The sequence below is a fragment of the Mesorhizobium sp. M7A.F.Ca.US.007.01.2.1 genome (genome assembly GCF_003998165.1).
GTDB lineage: Bacteria > Pseudomonadota > Alphaproteobacteria > Rhizobiales > Rhizobiaceae > Mesorhizobium > Mesorhizobium ciceri.
On the sequence record NZ_RZQP01000020.1, the window covers coordinates 32,890 to 52,337 of the forward strand.

Here is a 19,448-nt window from a genome sequence, read left to right on the forward strand (position 1 = left end):
TGGTCATTTCCGACGCGCATCAATAGGTTTCCCTTCAAACCCTCATCCATGAGCGCGCAGGGCAGGCTTCCCAGCCGTCTCGGGCTGGAGCACCTAGCTAAAACCGCTGGCGAAACGCGACCGATTTGCGTATCACTCCGCCGCCATTGGAGCCCTATCGATGTTTGAGACCCTGCAGTCCGCCCCCGCCGACAAGATCCTCGCTCTGATCGGCCTTTATCGCGCCGACCCGCGCCCCGACAAAGTCGACCTCGGCGTCGGCGTCTACAAGGATCGCGACGGCAAGACGCCGGTTATGCGCGCCGTGCGCGAGGCGGAAAAGCGCCTGCTGCAGGCCCAGGACACCAAGACCTATCTCGGCCTTGCCGGCGATACCGGCTTCAACACGGTGATGGCCAAGCTCGCCTTCGGTCCGGGCGCCGACATGACGCGCATCCGCGCCGCACAGGCGCCCGGCGGCTCGGGCGCGCTGCGGCTGGTGGCGGAATTGCTGAAGCGGACGCGTTCGGACGCAACCATCTGGCTGTCGGACCCGACCTGGCCGAACCACATGCCGGTGATGCGCGCCGCCGGCCTGCAGATCCGTGAATACCCGTATTTCGACGCCGCGTCGGGTGCTGTTCGCTTCGACGACATGCTGGCGGCCCTGCGGACCGCAAAGAGCGGCGACGTCGTGCTGCTGCATGGCTGCTGCCACAACCCAACCGGCGCCAATCTGGATGCCGCACAGTGGGCAGCCGTTACCGATCTGGTCGTCGAGCGCGCGCTGCTGCCGTTCGTCGACATCGCTTATCAGGGCTTTGGCGATGGCCTTGAGGCCGACGCCCTCGGCTTGCGCCTGCTGGCGGCGAAAGTTCCGGAAATGGTCGTCGCGTCGAGCTGCTCGAAGAATTTCGCCGTCTACCGCGACCGCGTCGGCGCAGCAATGATCCTGGCCAAGGACGGCGCACAGGCAGATGTGGCGATGAGCCAGATGCTGTCGGCGGCGCGCGCCATGTATTCGATGCCGCCGGACCACGGGGCAGCAGCCGTACGCATCGTGCTGGAGGACGCCGCCTTGCGTGCAGACTGGGAAGCCGAACTTGAAGAGATGCGGCTGCGCATGCTGAGACTCCGTGTCCAGTTCTCCGAAGCCCTGCGCCGGCAATCCAATTCCGACCGCTTCGATTTCGTCGCCAGCCATCGCGGCATGTTCTCCCGCCTTGGCCTCACCGAAGCGCAAGTCGAACGGCTGCGCGCCGAGCACGGCGTCTACATGGTCGGCGACAGCCGCATCAATGTCGCCGGCCTGCCCGAGGACGGCATGGACGACCTCGCCAAAGCGATCGTCTCGGTGCTCGACTGACGTGGCTCGCCTGTGGACAAGGCACTCTCGCCGGCTGACAGCGTTGGCCGCGCGGCCGGCCGCGCGATAGCATCAGCCCTATGACGCCATCGAAAGACATTTCGCGCCTGATCGAGATCATGGCGGCGCTGCGGGCGCCGAAGACCGGCTGTCCCTGGGATATCGAACAGGATTTCTCGACCATCGCGCCCTACACGATCGAAGAGGCCTATGAGGTCGCGGATGCCATCGCGCGCGGCGACCTCGACGATCTGCGCGACGAACTCGGCGATCTGCTGCTGCAGGTCGTCTACCACGCGCAAATGGCCGAGGAGGCCGGCGAGTTTGCCTTCCCCGATGTGGTGCAAGCCATCACGACGAAAATGATCCGACGCCATCCGCATGTCTTCGGCGACGAAAAGGCCCGCAGCGCCGGCATGGCCAAGGGCATGTGGGAAAAGATCAAGGCAGAAGAGAAGGCAGAGAAACGAAGCGCCCGCCTCGCGCGCGGTCTCGATCCCGAAGACAATGGCAAGGGGTTTCTGGATAGCGTGCCGGTCGCCCTGCCCGCGCTGACCCGGGCGCTGAAACTTCAGGAGAAGGCCGCCCGCGTCGGCTTCGACTGGAGCGAGGCAGCACCCATCCTCGACAAGATCGAGGAAGAGATCGGCGAATTGCGCGAGGCGCTGGCCAAGGGCGACACCGCCTCGATCAAGGACGAGTTCGGCGACATGCTGTTTGCCGTCGTCAATCTCGGTCGCCACCTCAAGCTCGATTCGGAAGCAGCGCTGAGCGGCACCAACGAGAAATTCCGCTCACGTTTCCATTATGTCGAGCAGGCTTTGGAGAAAGCCGGCAACACGCTGGACAAGGCTGATCTGGCCGAGATGGAAGCGCTCTGGCAGGAAGCAAAGACCGCGAAGTAGTCTCTCTTTTCGGGCAACTCCCGACGGAAACCGCTATACACTTTTCCTGGAACTGCTCCGGATTATCCGTTGTTTTTACGACGCAATCTGTTTTCGATCTCTTCGCGCGCGCTTTGCGTGGCCTTCAGCGAGATGGTGGCGCTGCCGTCGTCATTGTCGCTTCGCGAAACCACATCGCCATTGCGGTAAAGCCAGTCGACAAGGCCGAACTGTGCCGGCTCGATCGTCACGGTGAGGTCTTCGAGTTCGCCCGCCATCCGCGTTTCGATGATCGCCTTCAGCGCATCGATGCCCTCGCCGGTCACCGCCGACACCGCAATCGGCGGCGCCTTGTTGGCATCGGCGCCGTCTGCAAGCAGCCGGGTCCGGTTGCCTTCGTCGAGCCGGTCGATCTTGTTCCACACTTCGATCACCCGCTTGGCATCACCAGCGTCAACGCCAAGATCTGCAAGGATACGCTCGACATCCTCGGCCTGGGCGGCCGTGTCCGGATCGGAAATGTCGCGCAGATGAAGCACGAGGTCGGCCTCGACCACCTCTTCCAGGGTGGCGCGGAAAGCCGCGATCAGATGTGTCGGCAGGTCCGAAATGAAGCCGACCGTGTCGGAGAGGATGATCGGCGTGCCATGTGGCAGGCGCACGCGGCGCAGCGTCGGGTCGAGCGTGGCGAACAGCATGTCCTGTGCCAGCACATCCGCCCCGGTCAGCCGGTTGAACAGCGTCGACTTGCCGGCATTGGTGTAGCCGACGATCGCCACCACCGGGAACGGCACCTTCCTGCGCTTGGCGCGGTGCAGGTCGCGCGTGCGCCGCACCGTTTCCAGCTCCTGCTTCAGCTTGATGATCTTTTCCTGCAACTGCCGCCGGTCGGATTCGATCTGTGTTTCGCCGGGGCCCCCAAGGAATCCGGCGCCGCCGCGCTGACGCTCCAGATGGGTCCAGCTACGCACGAGGCGGCCCTTCTGGTAGTTGAGATGGGCGAGCTCGACCTGCAGCGTGCCTTCCTTGGTGCGTGCACGCTCGCCGAATATCTCGAGGATCAGCCCGGTGCGGTCCAGCACCTTGGCGTTCAGCTCTTTCTCGAGATTGCGTTGCTGCACAGGGGTCAGCGGATGGTCGACGACGACCACTTCCGCATGTCCCTCTTTGACGATTTCCGCGAACTCGGCGACCTTGCCGCTGCCGAGCAGCGTCGCCGGGCGCGGATCGTTGACGGTCACCACCGCGGTGTGAATCAGATCAAGGTTGATGGCGCGGGCAAGGCCAACGGCCTCGTCGTGACGCGCATCAGCCGAACGCATCAGCCGCGGGCGGTTGGTCTCGTCGTCGTTGCGCTGGTGGCGGGTAAGGACGGGCACAATGACCACGGCCCGGGTCGGGCCCTTGGCCTCAGTCCTGGGGTGATGCGCTGGTTTCCCGCGAACGGTGGCGTCCGCGTCTTTCTCACGTGCCAATCAGGCGCCCTGGCTTTCCTCGCCATCGAACATCTGAACCGGCTGGCTCGGCATGATCGTGGAAATGGCGTGCTTGTAGACGAGCTGGGAGTGACCATCGCGGCGCAGCAGGACACAGAAATTGTCGAACGAAGTGACCACGCCGGTCAGCTTCACGCCGTTGATGAGGAAGATGGTGAGCGGGTTCTTGCTCTTGCGAACTGAATTCAGGAACAGGTCCTGAAGGTTTTGCGATCGTTCCGCCATTGTTCTTGTCTTTCGCCGATCCCCTTCGGTTTGCAAGCCAATGCGCCAAATTAACGGGCGCATGTCAAGCTCGCAAACACCGTCTTGTCGTCAGTAACGACAAGCAGAACGAGATATATTGATGTTCATTCCACCTGTGCGGTTATCAGGCTGGACTTTTTTCCGCAATGTCAAAAAAGGCTTGCCGCAACGAAAGTGTTATTGAGCCGGGGTGCCCATTGGCGACCGTGTCGCCATCGATGGTCACCACCGGCATGGCGATCGTCGTTGCGGAACTGATGAACGCCTCGCGTGCCGTCTTGGCCTCGGCGACGGAAAAGCCGCGCTCCTCGATCTTCAGGCCAAGCTTGGCCGCCACTTCGAACATGGTCGTGCGGGTGATGCCGCGCAGGATGCCATGCTCGGCCGGCCTGGTGACCAGAACGCCGTCCCTGGTGACGATCCAGGCGTTGGACGAGCCGCCTTCCTTGACGTTACCTTCGGTGTCGACGAACCAGGCTTCCTGCGCACCGGCTTCCTTTGCCTTCTGCTTGGCCAAGACATTGGGCAGCAGCCCGACAGTCTTGATGTCGACCCTGTCCCAGCGGTTCTCCGGCACGGTGATGACGGCGATGCCTGTCTCGGCTCGCTTTGCACCAGCGGCAGGATCGGCCTTCCTGGCGGTTACCACCAGCGAAGGCTTGGTGTCGGCGGAAGGGAAGACGAAGTCGCGGCTGGCCACGCCGCGCGTCACCTGCACGTAGACCAGGCCATTGGCGACGTGGTTGCGATTGACCACCTCACGCAGAATGAGCGGCAGCACGTGAGAGGTGACCGGCCAGGCGATCGACAATTCGGTCAGCGAACGGTTCAGCCGGGCCAGGTGGCGCGGCATGTCGACGATGAAGCCACGCGCCACTTCGCAGACCTCATAGACACCGTCGGCAAACTGATAGCCGCGATCCTCGATATGCACGGCAGCGTCGGCGTGCGTGACATAGCGCCCGTTGACATAGGCAATGCGCGGCATTGGCGACCCCTCAGAAATTCTCGGGCTTTCTTATGCGATTCCACCGCGGGCGTAACCGGCAAATGGTTGGACCACGCGCGGCTGGTCGGACGTCGCGCTTAGACGCCCAGGGACTTCAGCTTGCGATGCAGAGCGGAGCGCTCCATGCCGATGAACTCGGCGGTTTTCGAGATGTTGCCGCCGAACCGGTTGATCTGGGCGATCAGGTAATCCTTCTCGAACTGCTCACGCGCTTCGCGGAGCGGCAGCGCCATGATGTGTTGGTCGGATTGATTCGGGGTGCGCGGCATGACATCGCCGATCTCGGCCGGCAACAGATCAGCGGTGATCGGCGCATCGACGTCGTCGCCGCGCGCCAGGATCATCAGGCGCTCGACATTATTGCGCAGCTGGCGAACGTTGCCCGGCCAGTTGTGCGCCTGCAGCACGGCCAGCGCGTCGTCGCCGATGCGGCGCGGCTTGATGCCGGCCTGGCGGGCGATCTGCTTCATGAAATTGTCGACGAGGTAGGGAATATCCTCGCGCCGCTCGGCCAATCCCGGCACGATGACCGGAACCACCGCGAGGCGATGGTAAAGATCCTCGCGGAAACGCCCGTCGGCGATCATCGCTTCGAGGTTCTGCGACGTGGAAGAGATGATGCGGACATCGACCTTGACCCGCTTGGTTCCCCCTACCCGCTCGAACTGCTGCTCGACCAGCACGCGCAGGATCTTGTTCTGCGTCTCGCGCGGCATGTCGGCCACCTCGTCGATGTAGAGGATGCCGCGATGGGCCTCCTCGAGCGCGCCGACCTTGCGCTCGACGCCATTCGATTCGGTGCCGAACAGTTCGATCTCCATACGCTCGGGCGTGATGTTGGCGGCGCTCAGCGTCACGAAAGGCGCGCCCTTGCGCGCCGACAGCGTGTGGATGGCGCGCGCGGCCAGTTCCTTGCCCGAGCCAGACGGGCCGATGATCATCACGCGGCTGTTGGTCGGCGCGACGCGTTCGATGGTCTGACGCAACTGGCTCATCGCCGACGACATGCCGATCAGATCGAAGGTTTCACCGCTGCGCAGCTTGAGGTCGGAAACCTCGCGCCGCAATTTCGAGGTCTCGAGCGCACGTTCGGCAATAAGGATCAGCCTGTCGGCCTTGAACGGTTTTTCGATGAAGTCATAGGCGCCGCGACGGATGGCGGAGACCGCCGTTTCGATGTTGCCGTGGCCGGAAATCATCACCACCGGCAAGGTCGGATGCATCGTCTTGATCTCGTCGAGCAGCGCCAGCCCGTCGAGACGCGAGCCCTGCAGCCAGATGTCGAGGAAAATCAGCCGCGGCGCGCGATCAGCTATAGCAGCGAGCGCGCTGTCGGCATCGAATGCCGTGCGGGTTTCGTGACCTTCGTCGCTCAGTATGCCCGCGACGAGTTCACGGATGTCTTCCTCGTCATCGACGATGAGAATATCAGACGCCATTACCGACCTTTTCAGTTTCTCTTTCGTTTTCCGCCCTGCTTTCGCCGCGCGGAGCCGTTGCGGCCGCAGGCGGCAGGATGATGCTGATCATCGCGCCGCGCCCATCGTGGAAGTCCGCAGGAGCATCGTGTAGTTCCAGCCTGCCACCATGGTCCTCCACGATCTTCTTGACGATAGCGAGGCCAAGTCCGGTGCCCTTCTCGCGTGTGGTCATGTAGGGCTCGAGCAGCCGTTGGCGATTCTCGCGCGGCAGGCCTTTGCCATTGTCGATGACGTCGATTCGAATCACACCATTCTGGCGCCCGGCCTGAATCCGGATTATGCCGTGCGAACCATCCTTCTGTTCCAATCCGTCGATTGCCTCGGCGGCGTTCTTGATCACATTGCCGAAAGCCTGCGCCATCAGCCGGCTGTCGAACGTGCCCTTCAGCGGCTCGCTGCCGAAGATCCGCTCGAAGGTGATGTCGGCGCGGCTGACCTCGACCAGGAACGAGGCCTCGCGCAGCGATTCGCGCAGATCTATGGCCTTCATCTCGGGCTTCGGCATGCGCGCGAACGCCGAGAATTCGTCGACCATACGGCCGATATCCTCGACCTGACGAATGATGGTGTCGGTGCACTGGTCGAAAACCTCGCGGTCCTCGGTAATCACCTTGCCATAGCGGCGCTTGATGCGTTCGGCCGAGAGCTGGATCGGCGTCAGCGGGTTCTTGATCTCGTGGGCGATACGCCGCGCCACATCCGCCCAAGCCGACGAGCGCTGCGCCTGGACCAGGTCGGTGATGTCGTCAACCGTCACGACATAGGACTTTTCCTCCGAGCCGTCATCGCCGGCCTCGATGGTGATCTGAACGTTGAAGGTCCGCTCGGCGCCGGCGCGGTAGAAGGTCACCTGCTCGCGATAGACGGGTTTGCCGGACTTGCGGCCGATTTCGAAGACGCGGCCGACATGCGGCAGCACGGCGGAAAGGTTCTGCCCAAGGGCTGCGCTGGCGGATATGGCCAGCATCGCTTCGGCCGAGCGGTTGACGATGGTGACGATGCCGTAGGGATCGACGCCGATGACGCCGGCGGTAACGCCGGCAAGCACGGCTTCGGAGAAGCGTCGCCTCTCGTCGATCAGGTCCTTGGCCGACAGGATCTCGTTGCGCTGCGATTTCAGTTCGAGAAGCATTTTGTTGAACGTATCGCCGAGCGAGGCGACATCGCCGTCCGAGGGCCTGACCGGAACCGCGACGTCGAGATTGCCGGTCGCCACTTCGTCGGCGGCGCCGATGAGCTGGCGAATGGGCCGCACCAGACGGTCGGCGACCGCAATGCCGGTCCAGATCGCGGACAGGATGATGATGAGGGTGAGCGAAAGATAGGGCAGCGCGAAGGCCACCTGCGAGGTGCGGCGGTTGTCTTCCAGCCCCCGATATTCGTCGGTGTTGGACCTGACGATCTGCCGCGCCTTGATGACCTCCGGATCGACGAGGCGAATGGTATAGAGATAGAGCCCTTCGATCTCGCGCAGCTTGACGATGGCGCCCATGATGTTGCGCGTTTTCGGCTCGATCAGCACCGGCTTGCCGTCGGCAGCGCTGGCCACGGCGCCTTCCGGCGGCTCAGGCATGGCAAAATCCGTGTCGGTCTTGGCGCTCATGACGAAAGAGCCGTCAGGTTTGATCAGCGCCGCATGAGCCAGCGAACGGCCCACGGCTTCCTTGTTCATCAGGTCGAGAAAGCCGGTACGATCAAGGCCGTAGAGTGTGCGTGACGCATCGAGATCATAGGCCATGGACAGTGTCGTACCCTGCAGGTTGCGGGCATTTTCCTGAACATAGGCGTCGGCGATCGACAGCGACGAATTGACGATCGTCTTGGTGCGGATCTCGAACCAGCGGTCGAGGCCGATGTCGAGCGTGATCGACGCGATGATGGCCACCATGATGGCCGGAATGGCGGCAACCAGGGCGAACATGGCGACAATGCGCACATGCAGCCGCGAAGCGGCCTTGCCATGCCGGCGCGCCATCAGGATGCGGTGCACCTCACGCCCGACCAGCGCGATAAGAATCAGGACGAAAGCCGCGTTGAGGGCAATCAACGCCAGCGTCGTCGACTCGTTCGGTGTGATCGGCGTGGCGCCAACGAGGATGGTGAACGAGATCGCCGCCGTCATCAGCGCGCCGACGACCGCGATCACGCCTGGCAGCGCAAGCAGCCGGCGCCCGTCACGAGCGCCGGGTTCGCTGAAAAGCGGTTGGTTTGTTGTCGGTGCCTGCGGGGCCATGTCGCCGTCTAGTGCCATGATTGCGTCGGATGTATGCAACGCATTGTGGCGATTATGCAACAAGTGTGACCGAGACGGAAATCTTTCGCGAGCCGATCCCCTGAAAAGAGCGCGGGTTCAGATCAAAGGCTCAGCCCTGGCGCGACGATTTGTAGACGTTGACGCCAAGTTCGCGGATCTTCTTGCGCAGCGTGTTGCGGTTCAAGCCAAGCAGGTCCGCGGCCTTGATCTGGTTGCCGCGGGTTGCCGTCATCGAGGCCAGGACGAGTGGAAACTCGACCTCGGACAGGATGCGTTGATAAAGCCCGGCAGGTGGCAAATCGCCGGCAAACGAGGCGAAATAGCGTTGCAGGAAGTGCTCGACCGCCTGGCCGATCGACAAATCGTCGGGAATGAGATTGCCGCCACCCGGCACCACGGGACGTTCGCCGGTCTTGAGCTCGGCCTCGATGATCTCGGCGGAAATCTCGTCCTGCGAATAGAGCGCGGCGAGCCTGCGAACCAGGTTTTCCAGTTCGCGCACATTGCCCGGCCACGGATAGCGCTTCATCAACTCGATGCCGCCGGAAGAAATGCGCTTGGTCTGCAGGCCTTCCATTTCGCCGAGCTTGAAGAAGTGGCGGACAAGGTCGGGCACATCCTCGGAGCGCTCACGCAGCGCGGGCAGCCGGAGCGGCACCACGTTGAGGCGATAGAACAGATCCTCGCGAAAAAGCCCCTGGTTGATCAGGGTGCGCAGATCCTTGTTGGTGGCGGCGACGATGCGCACGTCGGTCTTGATCGGCGTGCGTCCGCCAACCGTCGTGTATTCGCCCTGCTGGAGCACGCGCAGCAGGCGGGTCTGCGCCTCCATCGGCATGTCGCCGATTTCATCGAGGAACAGCGTGCCGCCTTCAGCCTGCTCGAAGCGTCCGGTCGAGCGATTCTGCGCGCCGGTGAAGGCGCCCTTCTCGTGACCGAACAGTTCCGATTCGATCAGGTCGCGCGGGATCGCCGCCATGTTGATGGCGACGAACGGGCCGCCACGGCGGCGGCCATATTCATGCAGTGCGCGCGCCACCAGTTCCTTGCCGGTGCCGGATTCGCCCGAGATCATCACCGTCAGGTCGGTCTGCATCATGCGCGCCAGCATGCGGTAGATGTCCTGCATGGCGGCCGAACGGCCGACCAGCGGCATTGCATCAGGCTGCTCTTCCGGCCGCGCATCGATCTTCGGCCGTCGCGGCTCGGAAAGCGCCCGGTTGACGATGTTGAGCAGTTCGGTCAGGTCGAACGGCTTGGGCAGATACTCATAGGCGCCGGTTTCAGACGCGCGGATCGCCGTCATGAAGGTGTTCTGGGCGCTCATGACGATGACCGGCAGTTCCGGCCTCGCCTTCTTGATGCGCGGCAGCATGTCGAAGGCGTTTTCGTCCGGCATCACCACATCGGTGATGACCAGATCGCCCTCGCCCGCCGCCACCCAGCGCCACAAAGTCGAAGCATTGGAGGTGACGCGCACCTCGTGGCCGACGCGCGAAAGCGCCTGGTTGAGGACAGTGCGGATCGCCGCATCGTCGTCGGCGACGAGAATATTGCCGCGAACGGTCATTTGCGGTCTCCTTCACCGTCTTCATCGGCGCCGTATGGCGCTTCTTTCCAGGCCGGCATCAGGATGCGGAATGTGGTCCCGCGCGGCGTCGATTCGCATTCGATGATGCCGCCATGTTCGCCGACGATTTTGGCGACCAGCGCCAGCCCCAGCCCCGAGCCGTTCGGCTTGGTGGTGATGAACGGGTCGAACAGGATCGGCAGGATATCTTCCGAGACGCCGGAGCCATTGTCGCGCACGCAAAACTCCAGCGGCAGCGACACGCGGTCCTGCGTGCCCGGAACGGAAACACGGATGCCTGGCCGGAAGGCGGTCGACAGCACGATCTCGCCCTGCGGGTCACTGCCGATCGCCTCGGCGGCGTTCTTGACCAGGTTGAGGAACACCTGGATCAACTGGTCGCGGTTGGCAAACACCGGAGGCAACGAAGGATCATAGTCCTCCAATATCTTGATTCTCTTGGCAAAACCGTTCTTGGCAATGGCCTTGACATGGTCGAGCACGACATGGATGTTGACGGGGTAGCGGTCGATCGGCCGCTCGTCGGAAAACACCTCCATGCGATCGACCAGCGACACGATGCGGTCGGTCTCGTCGGTGATCAGCCGCGTCAGCGCACGGTCTTCGTCGGAAGCCGACAGTTCCAGCAACTGGGCAGCGCCGCGGATGCCGGAGAGCGGGTTCTTGATCTCATGGGCAAGCATCGCCGCCAGGCCGGTGACCGAGCGCGCCGCACCGCGATGCGTCATCTGCCGGTCGATCTTGTCGGCCATCGACCGTTCCTGGAACATAACCACCACCGAGCCCGGAAATTCCGGTACCGGCGCGACATAGAGATCGACGACCTTCTCGATGCCGAGACGCGGCGACGACACGTCGACCCGATACTCGTTGACCGGTGCCAGGCGCTCACGCACCTGGTCGACCAGCGTCAGCAGCGGGCTGCCGAAGGGAATGAGTTTTGACAGCGTGTTGCGGGCGAGCATGGTCGCGCTTGAACGAAAGAAGTCTTCCGCGTCGGCGTTGGCGAAGGTAATGAAGCCTTCCTCGCTGATCATGATCACCGGGCGGCGGATGGTGTTGAGCACGATCTGGGCGGCATCCGCCATTTCAGCGCCTTGGCCGGCGGCGGCGTTCATGCGGCACTCCGCAGGGTCAAAGGTTGCGGATCGCGCGAAAACACATCGCGCAGCAAGGCAATGACGCGCGCGGGCTCGAATGCGGTCAGTACGGCCTTTCGGCTGTCGTCGGCGACGCCGCCTGCATGCCGATCAAGATACCAGCCAAGATGCTTGCGCGCCTGGCGCAGGCCGCTTTCGGCGCCGTAGAGCGCCAGCATATCCTCATAGTGGGCCACGATGTAGTCGGCGAGCGCCGTCGGGTTCTGTGGAATATTTGGCGTCGCTTCGCCTGTCGCTGCGGCCGCAATGCCACCTGCGATCCAAGGCGCGCCATAATGGGCACGGCCAATCATCACGGCGTCGGCACCCGATTGATCGAGAATGTCGGCCGCTTCCGCCGGCGAAGAGACGTCACCATTGGCGACGACCGGGATGGACACGGCTTCCTTGACGCGGGCGATGGCACGCCAGTCGGCCTTGCCCTGATAGAACTGGCAGCGCGTTCGGCCGTGCACGGTCACCATACTGACACCGGCCTGCTCGGCGCGGCGCGCCAGCATCGGCGCGTTGAGCGCGCCTTCGTCCCAGCCAAGCCGCATCTTGACCGTCACTGGCACCTCGACCGCGCCGACAACGGCGTCGATCAGCGACAGTGCGTGGTCGAGATCCAGCATCAATGCCGAGCCGGCATAACCGCCGGTGACCTTCTTGGCCGGGCATCCCATGTTGATGTCGATAATGTCGGCGCCCTCGCCGGCGGCGATTCTGGCACCTTCGGCCATGTGCATCGCCTCACGGCCGGCCAGCTGAACCATATGGACGGGCAGGCCGGAGTGGCGTATGCGCAGGTTGAAACCGGCCCTGCCCTTGGCGAGCTCGCCGCTGGCAACCATTTCGGACACGACCAGGCCCGCGCCATGCGCGTGGGCACGCTGCCGGAACGGCTCGTCCGTAATGCCCGACATCGGCGCGAGGAACACGCGATTGCGGAGTTTCACGCCGCCGACGTTAAGCGGCGCGGCCAATTTGGTCAAATTAACCATGCACAAAAACCAAGCATCTTCATTCGTTGCACATTCTCTAGCCATATCGGCCGCAATGTGCAACGCGGAATGACGCCACATTAAGGCGCAATTGGGAAAATGCTGGTCTTCGGGATTGGGTGTGGCCAAAGCGCCGCGCGCCCCGTGGGACGCGCAAAGGACGCTTTGGGATTCATATTTGACGCACGATCTTTGCCGAAAACCGATTACACTTTTCGGGATCGTGCGCTAAGCCAATCTGCAATGACTGACGCAAGTGGAAATCACGTTTCGAGTGCGGATGGCAAGGTCGCGGTGGTAATCGTCGCGGCCGGCCGTGGTGCGCGCGCCGGACAGGCCAACGGACCGAAGCAATATCAACACATTGGCGGCTTTGCCGTCATCGCACACACGCTGGACATTTTTCTGGCCCACCCGCGGACCAGCGAGATCGTCGTCGCCATTCATGCCGACGACCATGAACTGTTCCGGCAGGCGGCGGGCACCAACGCCGAGCGCGTTAGCGCCGTTATCGGCGGGGCGACCAGGCAGGAATCCGTCCGGCTCGGCCTGCTTGCCCTTAGAGACCACGCGCCGGGGCAGGTTCTGATCCACGATGCCGTGCGTCCGTTTGTCGATGCGGACCTGATAGATCGCACCATCGCCGCCATCGGCGAGCGCGAGGGCGCATTGCCCGCTTTGCCCGTCGCCGACACGCTGAAGCGCGAATCGGCCTCCGGGGTGGTTGGCGAAACCGTTTCGCGCAGCGGTCTTCACGCGGCGCAAACGCCGCAGGGCTTTCCGTTCTGGCCCATCCTTGCCGCGCACGAGAAAGCCCATCATCTGGGAAAAATGGATTTTACCGACGATGCCGCGATCGCCGAATGGGCGCATATTCCGGTCAAGATCGTTCCGGGCTCGCCGGACAATGTCAAACTCACCTGGGCACGGGATATTGCCATGGCGGATCAGCGGCTTTCCGGCGAACGTGTGCGCTTTCCCGACATCCGAACCGGCAATGGCTACGACGTCCATGCTTTCGAGCGCGGCGACCATGTCACACTGTGTGGCGTCGCCATTGCTCATGACAAGAAACTGTCCGGCCATTCCGACGCCGATGTCGGTCTGCATGCTCTGACCGATGCGTTGCTGGCGACCTGCGGCGCCGGCGACATCGGTACGCATTTTCCGCCGTCCGACCCGCAGTGGAAAGGCGCTGCGTCGCGGATCTTCGTCGAGTATGCGGCAGGGCTGGTGCGCGAGCGCGGCGGCCGCATCGCCAATGCCGATATCACGTTGATCTGCGAAGCGCCGCGCGTCGGCCCGCACCGCGAGGCGATGACGGCAGCCCTGTCGCAGATGCTGGCAATTTCCGCGGATCGCATCTCGATCAAGGCGACAACCAACGAGAAGCTCGGCTTCGTCGGGCGCGAGGAAGGCATTGCGGCGATCGCCACTGCCAGCGTGGTGTTTCCCGGCGAGGTGCCGGAATGACCAACAGCGACCTGGCAAATGCCTTGCTTAAAGCCTGCCAGAAACGCGGCATCATGCTGGCAACGGCGGAAAGCTGCACCGGCGGCATGATCATCGCGGCACTCACCGACATCGCGGGCTCGTCCGCCGTGGTCGATCGCGGCTTCATCACCTATTCCAACGAAGCCAAGATGGACATGCTCGGCGTTTCCGCCGCCACGCTCGATGCGCATGGGGCGGTTTCGCGCGAGACTGCGACCGAAATGGCGACAGGCGCGCTTACCCGTTCGCGCGCCGGGCTGACCCTGGCGGTTACCGGGATCGCCGGGCCTGGCGGCGGTTCGGCGGAAAAACCGGTCGGCCTGGTCTGGTTCGGGGTTGCGCTGGACGGCCGACCGATTGTCGCCGAGCACCAACTCTTTGCAGACAAAGGCCGCGATTTCATCCGTCGCGAAACGGTCCGGCAAGCGCTGGAACTGGGCCTGCGAGCACTCGGATAGGATTATAAAACGTTGGGCGGGCGGACCCGAAAGCCGGATTTGCGGCTACGTTTTCGATTCCGGGCTGCTTTGCCCCAAGTGTGGCTCCGTCCCAGCCAGCAGCCGCTGAATGTTGGCACGATGGCGCATAACCACGTAGATGCTGCCCGCAATCACCAGCAACCGATAGGCCAACGGTTGCTCCAGGCCACAGATGAGGGCGATCGCGGTCAACGCCGCTACCATCGAACTCAGGGAAACTATCCGAGACGTAGCCAGCACAGCACCAAAAGCCGCCGCAGCCCCCACACCTACCGGCCAAGACAGAGCCAGCAACACGCCAAGCCCCGTCGCAGCGGATTTGCCACCTGTGAAATTCAACCAGATCGAACGGCCATGTCCCAACAACACGGCAATTCCGGCCAGGCAAACAGCCCAAGGCACCCAGGCTTGCAGGTCAAGCGGGGTCGATGGCGTAACCAACGGCAACGTGATGAACCAGGGATAGAACCAGCGGGCAAAGACGATCGCCGCAGCACCTTTCAGCACATCCACCAGCAACACCACCAACGCCGGCCATTTTCCCAAGACCCGCAAGACGTTCGTTGCCCCGGTGGATTTGGAGCCATGCTCCCGGATATCGATGCCCTTGAGCAGCTTCCCCGCCAGATAACCCGTGGGCATGGAACCGAAGAGATAGGCGATCGCCAGTCCAACGGTGCTCGCTATCCAGAAAAGCATGCGCAAGCCTCAAGACGGTTTTGTACCGTAGATGACGTCGGCGCGCTTCTCAAAGGCTTCGGCGAACATGCGGAAGGCACGATCGAACATGGTTCCCATGACCGCGCCCAGAATGCGGCTCTTGAACTCGTAGTCGATGAAGAAGCGGACGGCGCAACCGGCGCCGTCGGGTTCGAAACGCCAGACATTGCTCAAATATTTGAACGGCCCGTCGATGTACTTCACGTCGATGGTGTTCTCGTCGGGCTTCAGCAGTACCTGCGTCGTGAAGGTTTCGCGGATCGCCTTGTAGCCGATGCTCATGTCGGCAAGGAGAACGGTACGCCCGTCACGCTCCTTGCGCGAGCGAACCGTCAGCGCTTCGCAAAGCGGCAGGAATTGCGGATAGGATTCAACATCGGCGACCAAAGCGAACATCTGCTCGGGTGTATGGGATACGCGTCGGGTGGCTTCGAATTTTGGCATGAAACCGGCTGATTAAGCTGATTTCTTGAGAATCGCTTCCCGTGCCGCACGCAGCTTGGCGAAATCGTCGCCGGCGTGATGCGATGAACGCGTCAGCGGGCTGGACGCCACCAGCAGGAAACCCTTGGTCCGGCCGATCGTCTCAAAGGATTTGAACTCCTCCTGCGTAACAAAGCGGATCACCGGGTGGTGCTTCTTCGACGGCTGCAGATACTGGCCTATGGTCATGAAGTCGACATTGGCCGAACGCAGATCGTCCATCAACTGCAGGATTTCATTCCGTTCTTCGCCCAGCCCCACCATGATGCCGGACTTGGTGAAGATCGACGGATCAAGCTCCTTGACCCGCTGCAACAGCCGGATCGAATGGAAATAGCGGGCGCCCGGACGAACCGTCAGATAGTTCGACGGAACGGTTTCGAGATTGTGGTTGAAGACGTCGGGTTTGGCCGCCACGACGATCTCCAGCGCGCCGTCCTTGCGCAGGAAGTCGGGCGTCAGGATTTCGATCGTCGTCAGCGGCGTCGCCGCCCGGATGGCGCGGATGACCTCGGCGAAATGCTGCGCACCGCCATCGGCGAGATCGTCGCGGTCGACCGAGGTGATGACGACATGGGTAAGGCCCATCTGCTTGACCGCATGCGCGACGCGGGCCGGTTCATCCGGGTCAAGAGCGGTTGGAATGCCCGTGGCGACGTTGCAGAAGGCGCAGGCGCGGGTGCAGATCTCGCCCATGATCATGAAGGTGGCGTGCTTCTTTTCCCAGCACTCGCCGATGTTGGGGCATCCGGCTTCTTCGCAGACCGTCACCAGCTTGTGCGACTTCACGATCTCGCGCGTTTCGGCATAGCCCTTCGACGTCGGCGCCTTGACGCGGATCCAGTCGGGCTTGCGCAGGACATCCTGATCAGGCTTGTGCGCCTTTTCCGGATGCCGCAGGCGCGGTGCGTTGGCGATCGTATCGAGGACAGTGACCATCGGGAAACCTGGTTCATTGGCGAGCGCCAGTCAGGCGTTCGTTGTCATAACGTCATCTAGGACTTTTCGGCGCAAAGAAAAAGGCCGCTGCGGCGCATGCCGCAACAGCCTTTTTCGCATGGCAGCTCTTCAGGGATGTCAGCGGCGCACCAGGCGTCCCGCCCAGATCAGCAGGCAGGCACCGATAAAGCCGGTGATCAGATAGGCAATCCAGCCGACGCCGAACGGGCCAAAATTGAGAGCCTGCAGAATGGCGTTCAGTACGATCGCGCCGACGATGCCCATAACGATGTTCATGAAGATGCCGGTGTTGCTCTTCATGAACATTTCGGCGAACCAGCCTGCCAGGCCGCCGATGATGATGGCTGCTATCCAGCCGACGCCATTCAAATGCATATGCCTTCTCCTTGTGTGATGGATGAAAGTGCATCCGCAAACGATGTACCTTGCCGCCAGGTTCCATCTGTAGCAGCGCTTTCAATCTATCACGCGTTGAGCGCGCGGCCATAGGCGTCGAGCACGCTTTCCTTCATCATCTCCGACAGCGTCGGGTGCGGGAAGATGGTGTGCATCAGCTCTTCCTCGGTCGTCTCCAGGTTCATCGCCACGACGAAGCCCTGGATCAGTTCGGTCACTTCGGCGCCGACCATGTGGGCGCCGAGCAATTGACCGGTCTTCTTGTCGAAGATAGTCTTGATGAAGCCCTGATCCTCGCCGAGCGCGATCGCCTTGCCATTGGCGGCGAACTGGAAGCGCCCGACCCGGATATCCCAGCCCTCTGCCTTGGCCTTGGCTTCGGTCAGGCCAACCGAGGCGACCTGCGGATTGCAGTAGGTGCAGCCCGGAATCTTCAGCTTGTCGGTGGCATGTACGCCAGGAAAATCAGCGATCTTCTCGATGCACACGACACCCTCATGTTCGGCCTTGTGGGCGAGCATCGGCGGGCCGGCGACATCGCCGATGGCGTAGATGCCCGGCACATTGGTCTTGCCGTAACCATCGATGACGACGCAGCCGCGTTCGGTCTTCACGCCAAGCGCCTCGAGTCCGAGGCCCTCGATGTTGCCCTGCACGCCGACGGCCGAGATCATGCGGTCGGCGGTGATCTTCTCGACCTTGCCGTCTTTCATCTCGACATGCGCCGTGACCGAGTTCGTGCCCTTCTCGACCTTAGTCACCTTGGCTTCGAGGATGATCTTCATGCCTTGCTTCTCGAACTGCTTCTGCGCGAACTTCGAGACTTCGGCGTCCTCGACCGGCATCACCGCCGGCAGCAATTCGACCACCGTCACCTCGGCGCCCATGGTGCGGTAGAAGGAGGCGAATTCGATGCCGATGGCGCCCGACCCCATGACGAGCAACGACTTCGGCATCTCCTTCGGCACCATAGCCTCGAAATAGGTCCAGATCAGCTTTCCGTCCGGCTCGATGCCGGGCAGCGCGCGTGGCCGGGCGCCGGTCGCCAGGATGATGTGCTTGGCGGTATAGGTGCCCTCGCCCTTGACGCCTTTCGGCACCGGCGGCTGTGGCTCCATCGGCTTCTTGGCCGTCTTGGACACGACGATCTCGCCCGCCTTCGAAAGCTTGGCCTCGCCCCAGATGACGTCGACCTTGTTCTTCTTCATCAGGAAGGCAACGCCGCCATTGAGCCGCAGCGACACCTTGCGCGAGCGGTCAACGACGGCCGATGTGTCCACGCTGACCTTGCCGTCGAGCTTCAGCCCGTAATCCTTCAGGTGATCCGAATAGTGCATAATCTCGGCCGAGCGCAGCAGCGCCTTGGTCGGGATGCAGCCCCAGTTAAGGCAAATGCCGCCGAGATGCTCGCGCTCGACGATCGCCGTCTTGAAGCCGAGCTGCGCGGAACGCACCGCGGTGACATAGCCGCCGGGACCGGAGCCGATGATGATGACGTCATAGTTCTCAGCCACGGGTTTTCTCCTTCACAATTCCAGCATGACGCGCACGACTGGTGTCAGCGCCTCGCCGATGTTTCGCGTATTTTCGGCGTCAAGATGAACACCGTCGAGAGGTGTGGTTTGCGCCACGCTGCCGGCGTCGAAGAAGCCGCAGCCGGCCTCATCGGCGAGCGCGGCATATTGCGGTGCCAAAAACTTCGAGGCGTCGTCGCCGCCGGCAAACATTTCCTTGAATTCGGCATTTTCGGTGCGACTGACGACAGGCGGCGAAACAATCAGGATCTGCGGCGCCGGCCAGTCGAACGGATAGTCGTGACCGCGCACGATGTCGATCAGCCGCTGGATACCCTGCTTGGCCGCGACGGGATTGCCGTGGATCCACGGCTTCATGTCGTTGGCGCCGAGCATGATGACAATCAGGTCGATCGGCGCATGGGTTGTCAGCACCGTTGGCAGCAGCCTGGCGCCGTTGCGATCAGCACCGGCCAGGTGGTCGTCGAAGGCGGTGGTACGGCCATTGAGGCCTTCGGCGATAACTTCGACGCCACCATCGAGCCCGGCCTGCAGCACGCTTGGCCAGCGGTCTTCCAGCGCATGGCGGCCACCTTCGGCATTGTAGCCCCAGGTCAGCGAGTCGCCGTAACAAAGAACCGTCTTCATGCGCCCACCTGTGCGTCGATCAACCCACGCTTCACCCGCCATCCATGGGTTGTGACCGCCCGTTTCCGAGCAACCAGTCCGGTGGCGAATCCGGAAATGACGAAAATGAAGAGGCTGGTGAAGACTATCCGCACCGCCCTCTCGCTTCCCTAAACCAGCATGCCCATCGGGTTTTCGATCAGGCGCTTGAAGGCGACCAGCAGTTCGGCACCCAGCGCACCGTCCACGGCGCGGTGGTCGGTCGACAGCGTCACCGACATCACGGTGGCTATTCTGATCTCGCCGTTCTTGACCACTGCCCGCTC

At 62.5% G+C, this 19,448-nt stretch carries 19 protein-coding genes; 4 read left to right on the forward strand and 15 right to left on the reverse strand.

All coding sequences use genetic code 11. From position 1 onward, the window contains the following. Positions 1-160: 160 nt before the first annotated feature. Entirely contained in the window at positions 161-1,345 is a 1,185-nt protein-coding gene (locus tag EN949_RS06240) for an amino acid aminotransferase (RefSeq protein WP_127371159.1), read from the forward strand. 80 nt (positions 1,346-1,425) lie between these two features. Continuing rightward, positions 1,426-2,250 (forward strand): nucleoside triphosphate pyrophosphohydrolase, encoded by an 825-nt coding sequence (mazG, locus tag EN949_RS06245; protein WP_013531500.1) that lies wholly within the window; start codon positions 1,426-1,428, stop codon positions 2,248-2,250. 62 nt (positions 2,251-2,312) lie between these two features. Here mazG and hflX read toward each other — a convergent pair whose 3' ends face one another. The 8 genes from hflX to dusB all read right to left on the reverse strand — a co-directional run bounded on the left by hflX (position 2,313) and on the right by dusB (position 12,449). Continuing rightward, entirely contained in the window at positions 2,313-3,704 is a 1,392-nt protein-coding gene (gene hflX / locus EN949_RS06250) for a GTPase HflX (RefSeq protein ID WP_063168044.1), read from the reverse strand. Further along, positions 3,705-3,950: an RNA chaperone Hfq gene (gene hfq, locus EN949_RS06255; protein ID WP_006202172.1), complete on the reverse strand. Its 246-nt coding sequence runs from the start codon at positions 3,948-3,950 to the stop codon at positions 3,705-3,707. Between the two features lie 145 nt (positions 3,951-4,095). Then, the gene (locus tag EN949_RS06260) at positions 4,096-4,959 is read right to left on the reverse strand and encodes a D-amino-acid transaminase (protein WP_027163475.1); all 864 of its coding nucleotides are present in this window, start codon (positions 4,957-4,959) and stop codon (positions 4,096-4,098) included. Positions 4,960-5,057: 98 nt separating this feature from the next. After that, positions 5,058-6,419, reverse strand: a complete 1,362-nt coding sequence (locus tag EN949_RS06265) for a sigma-54 dependent transcriptional regulator (protein WP_013531496.1) — start codon at positions 6,417-6,419, stop codon at positions 5,058-5,060. Further along, positions 6,409-8,694 carry a PAS domain-containing sensor histidine kinase gene (locus tag EN949_RS06270; RefSeq protein WP_024505196.1) on the reverse strand — a complete coding sequence of 762 codons (2,286 nt, stop codon included), beginning with the start codon at positions 8,692-8,694 and terminating at the stop codon, positions 6,409-6,411. Before EN949_RS06270 ends, EN949_RS06265 begins: the two co-directional genes overlap by 11 nt. Before the next feature lie 130 nt (positions 8,695-8,824). Further along, positions 8,825-10,285 carry a nitrogen regulation protein NR(I) gene (ntrC, locus tag EN949_RS06275; protein WP_127366799.1) on the reverse strand — a complete coding sequence of 487 codons (1,461 nt, stop codon included), beginning with the start codon at positions 10,283-10,285 and terminating at the stop codon, positions 8,825-8,827. Beyond that, positions 10,282-11,424, reverse strand: a complete 1,143-nt coding sequence (locus tag EN949_RS06280; RefSeq protein WP_013531493.1) for a nitrogen regulation protein NR(II) — start codon at positions 11,422-11,424, stop codon at positions 10,282-10,284. The genes ntrC and EN949_RS06280 overlap by 4 nt, the downstream gene beginning before the upstream one ends. After that, positions 11,421-12,449: a tRNA dihydrouridine synthase DusB gene (gene dusB, locus EN949_RS06285; protein WP_127367773.1), complete on the reverse strand. Its 1,029-nt coding sequence runs from the start codon at positions 12,447-12,449 to the stop codon at positions 11,421-11,423. The genes EN949_RS06280 and dusB overlap by 4 nt, the downstream gene beginning before the upstream one ends. Before the next feature lie 243 nt (positions 12,450-12,692). Between dusB and EN949_RS06290 the strand changes: the two genes are divergently transcribed. Then, complete coding sequence (locus EN949_RS06290; RefSeq protein WP_127370958.1) at positions 12,693-13,922, forward strand: bifunctional 2-C-methyl-D-erythritol 4-phosphate cytidylyltransferase/2-C-methyl-D-erythritol 2,4-cyclodiphosphate synthase; 1,230 nt, start codon at positions 12,693-12,695, stop codon at positions 13,920-13,922. Then, a complete protein-coding gene (locus EN949_RS06295) occupies positions 13,919-14,401 on the forward strand; it encodes a CinA family protein (protein WP_127366365.1) in 483 nt (160 codons plus the stop codon). Before EN949_RS06290 ends, EN949_RS06295 begins: the two co-directional genes overlap by 4 nt. A gap of 45 nt (positions 14,402-14,446) precedes the next feature. Here the strand turns inward: EN949_RS06295 and plsY are convergent, their stop codons facing one another. The 7 genes from plsY to EN949_RS06330 all read right to left on the reverse strand — a co-directional run. Further along, entirely contained in the window at positions 14,447-15,121 is a 675-nt protein-coding gene (gene plsY / locus EN949_RS06300) for a glycerol-3-phosphate 1-O-acyltransferase PlsY (RefSeq protein WP_013531489.1), read from the reverse strand. Positions 15,122-15,130: 9 nt separating this feature from the next. Further along, positions 15,131-15,586, reverse strand: a complete 456-nt coding sequence (locus EN949_RS06305; protein WP_013531488.1) for a type II toxin-antitoxin system RatA family toxin — start codon at positions 15,584-15,586, stop codon at positions 15,131-15,133. Between the two features lie 12 nt (positions 15,587-15,598). Further along, positions 15,599-16,564: a lipoyl synthase gene (gene lipA, locus EN949_RS06310; RefSeq protein ID WP_127366364.1), complete on the reverse strand. Its 966-nt coding sequence runs from the start codon at positions 16,562-16,564 to the stop codon at positions 15,599-15,601. Between the two features lie 138 nt (positions 16,565-16,702). After that, positions 16,703-16,960, reverse strand: a complete 258-nt coding sequence (locus EN949_RS06315) for a GlsB/YeaQ/YmgE family stress response membrane protein (protein ID WP_013531486.1) — start codon at positions 16,958-16,960, stop codon at positions 16,703-16,705. A gap of 89 nt (positions 16,961-17,049) precedes the next feature. Then, entirely contained in the window at positions 17,050-18,495 is a 1,446-nt protein-coding gene (lpdA, locus tag EN949_RS06320) for a dihydrolipoyl dehydrogenase (protein ID WP_013531485.1), read from the reverse strand. A gap of 12 nt (positions 18,496-18,507) precedes the next feature. Beyond that, a complete protein-coding gene (locus EN949_RS06325) occupies positions 18,508-19,143 on the reverse strand; it encodes an SGNH/GDSL hydrolase family protein (RefSeq protein ID WP_024505188.1) in 636 nt (211 codons plus the stop codon). Positions 19,144-19,292: 149 nt separating this feature from the next. Further along, positions 19,293-19,448 (reverse strand): 2-oxo acid dehydrogenase subunit E2 (locus tag EN949_RS06330; protein ID WP_206526364.1); only part of this gene is annotated, 156 nt, incomplete at its 5' end.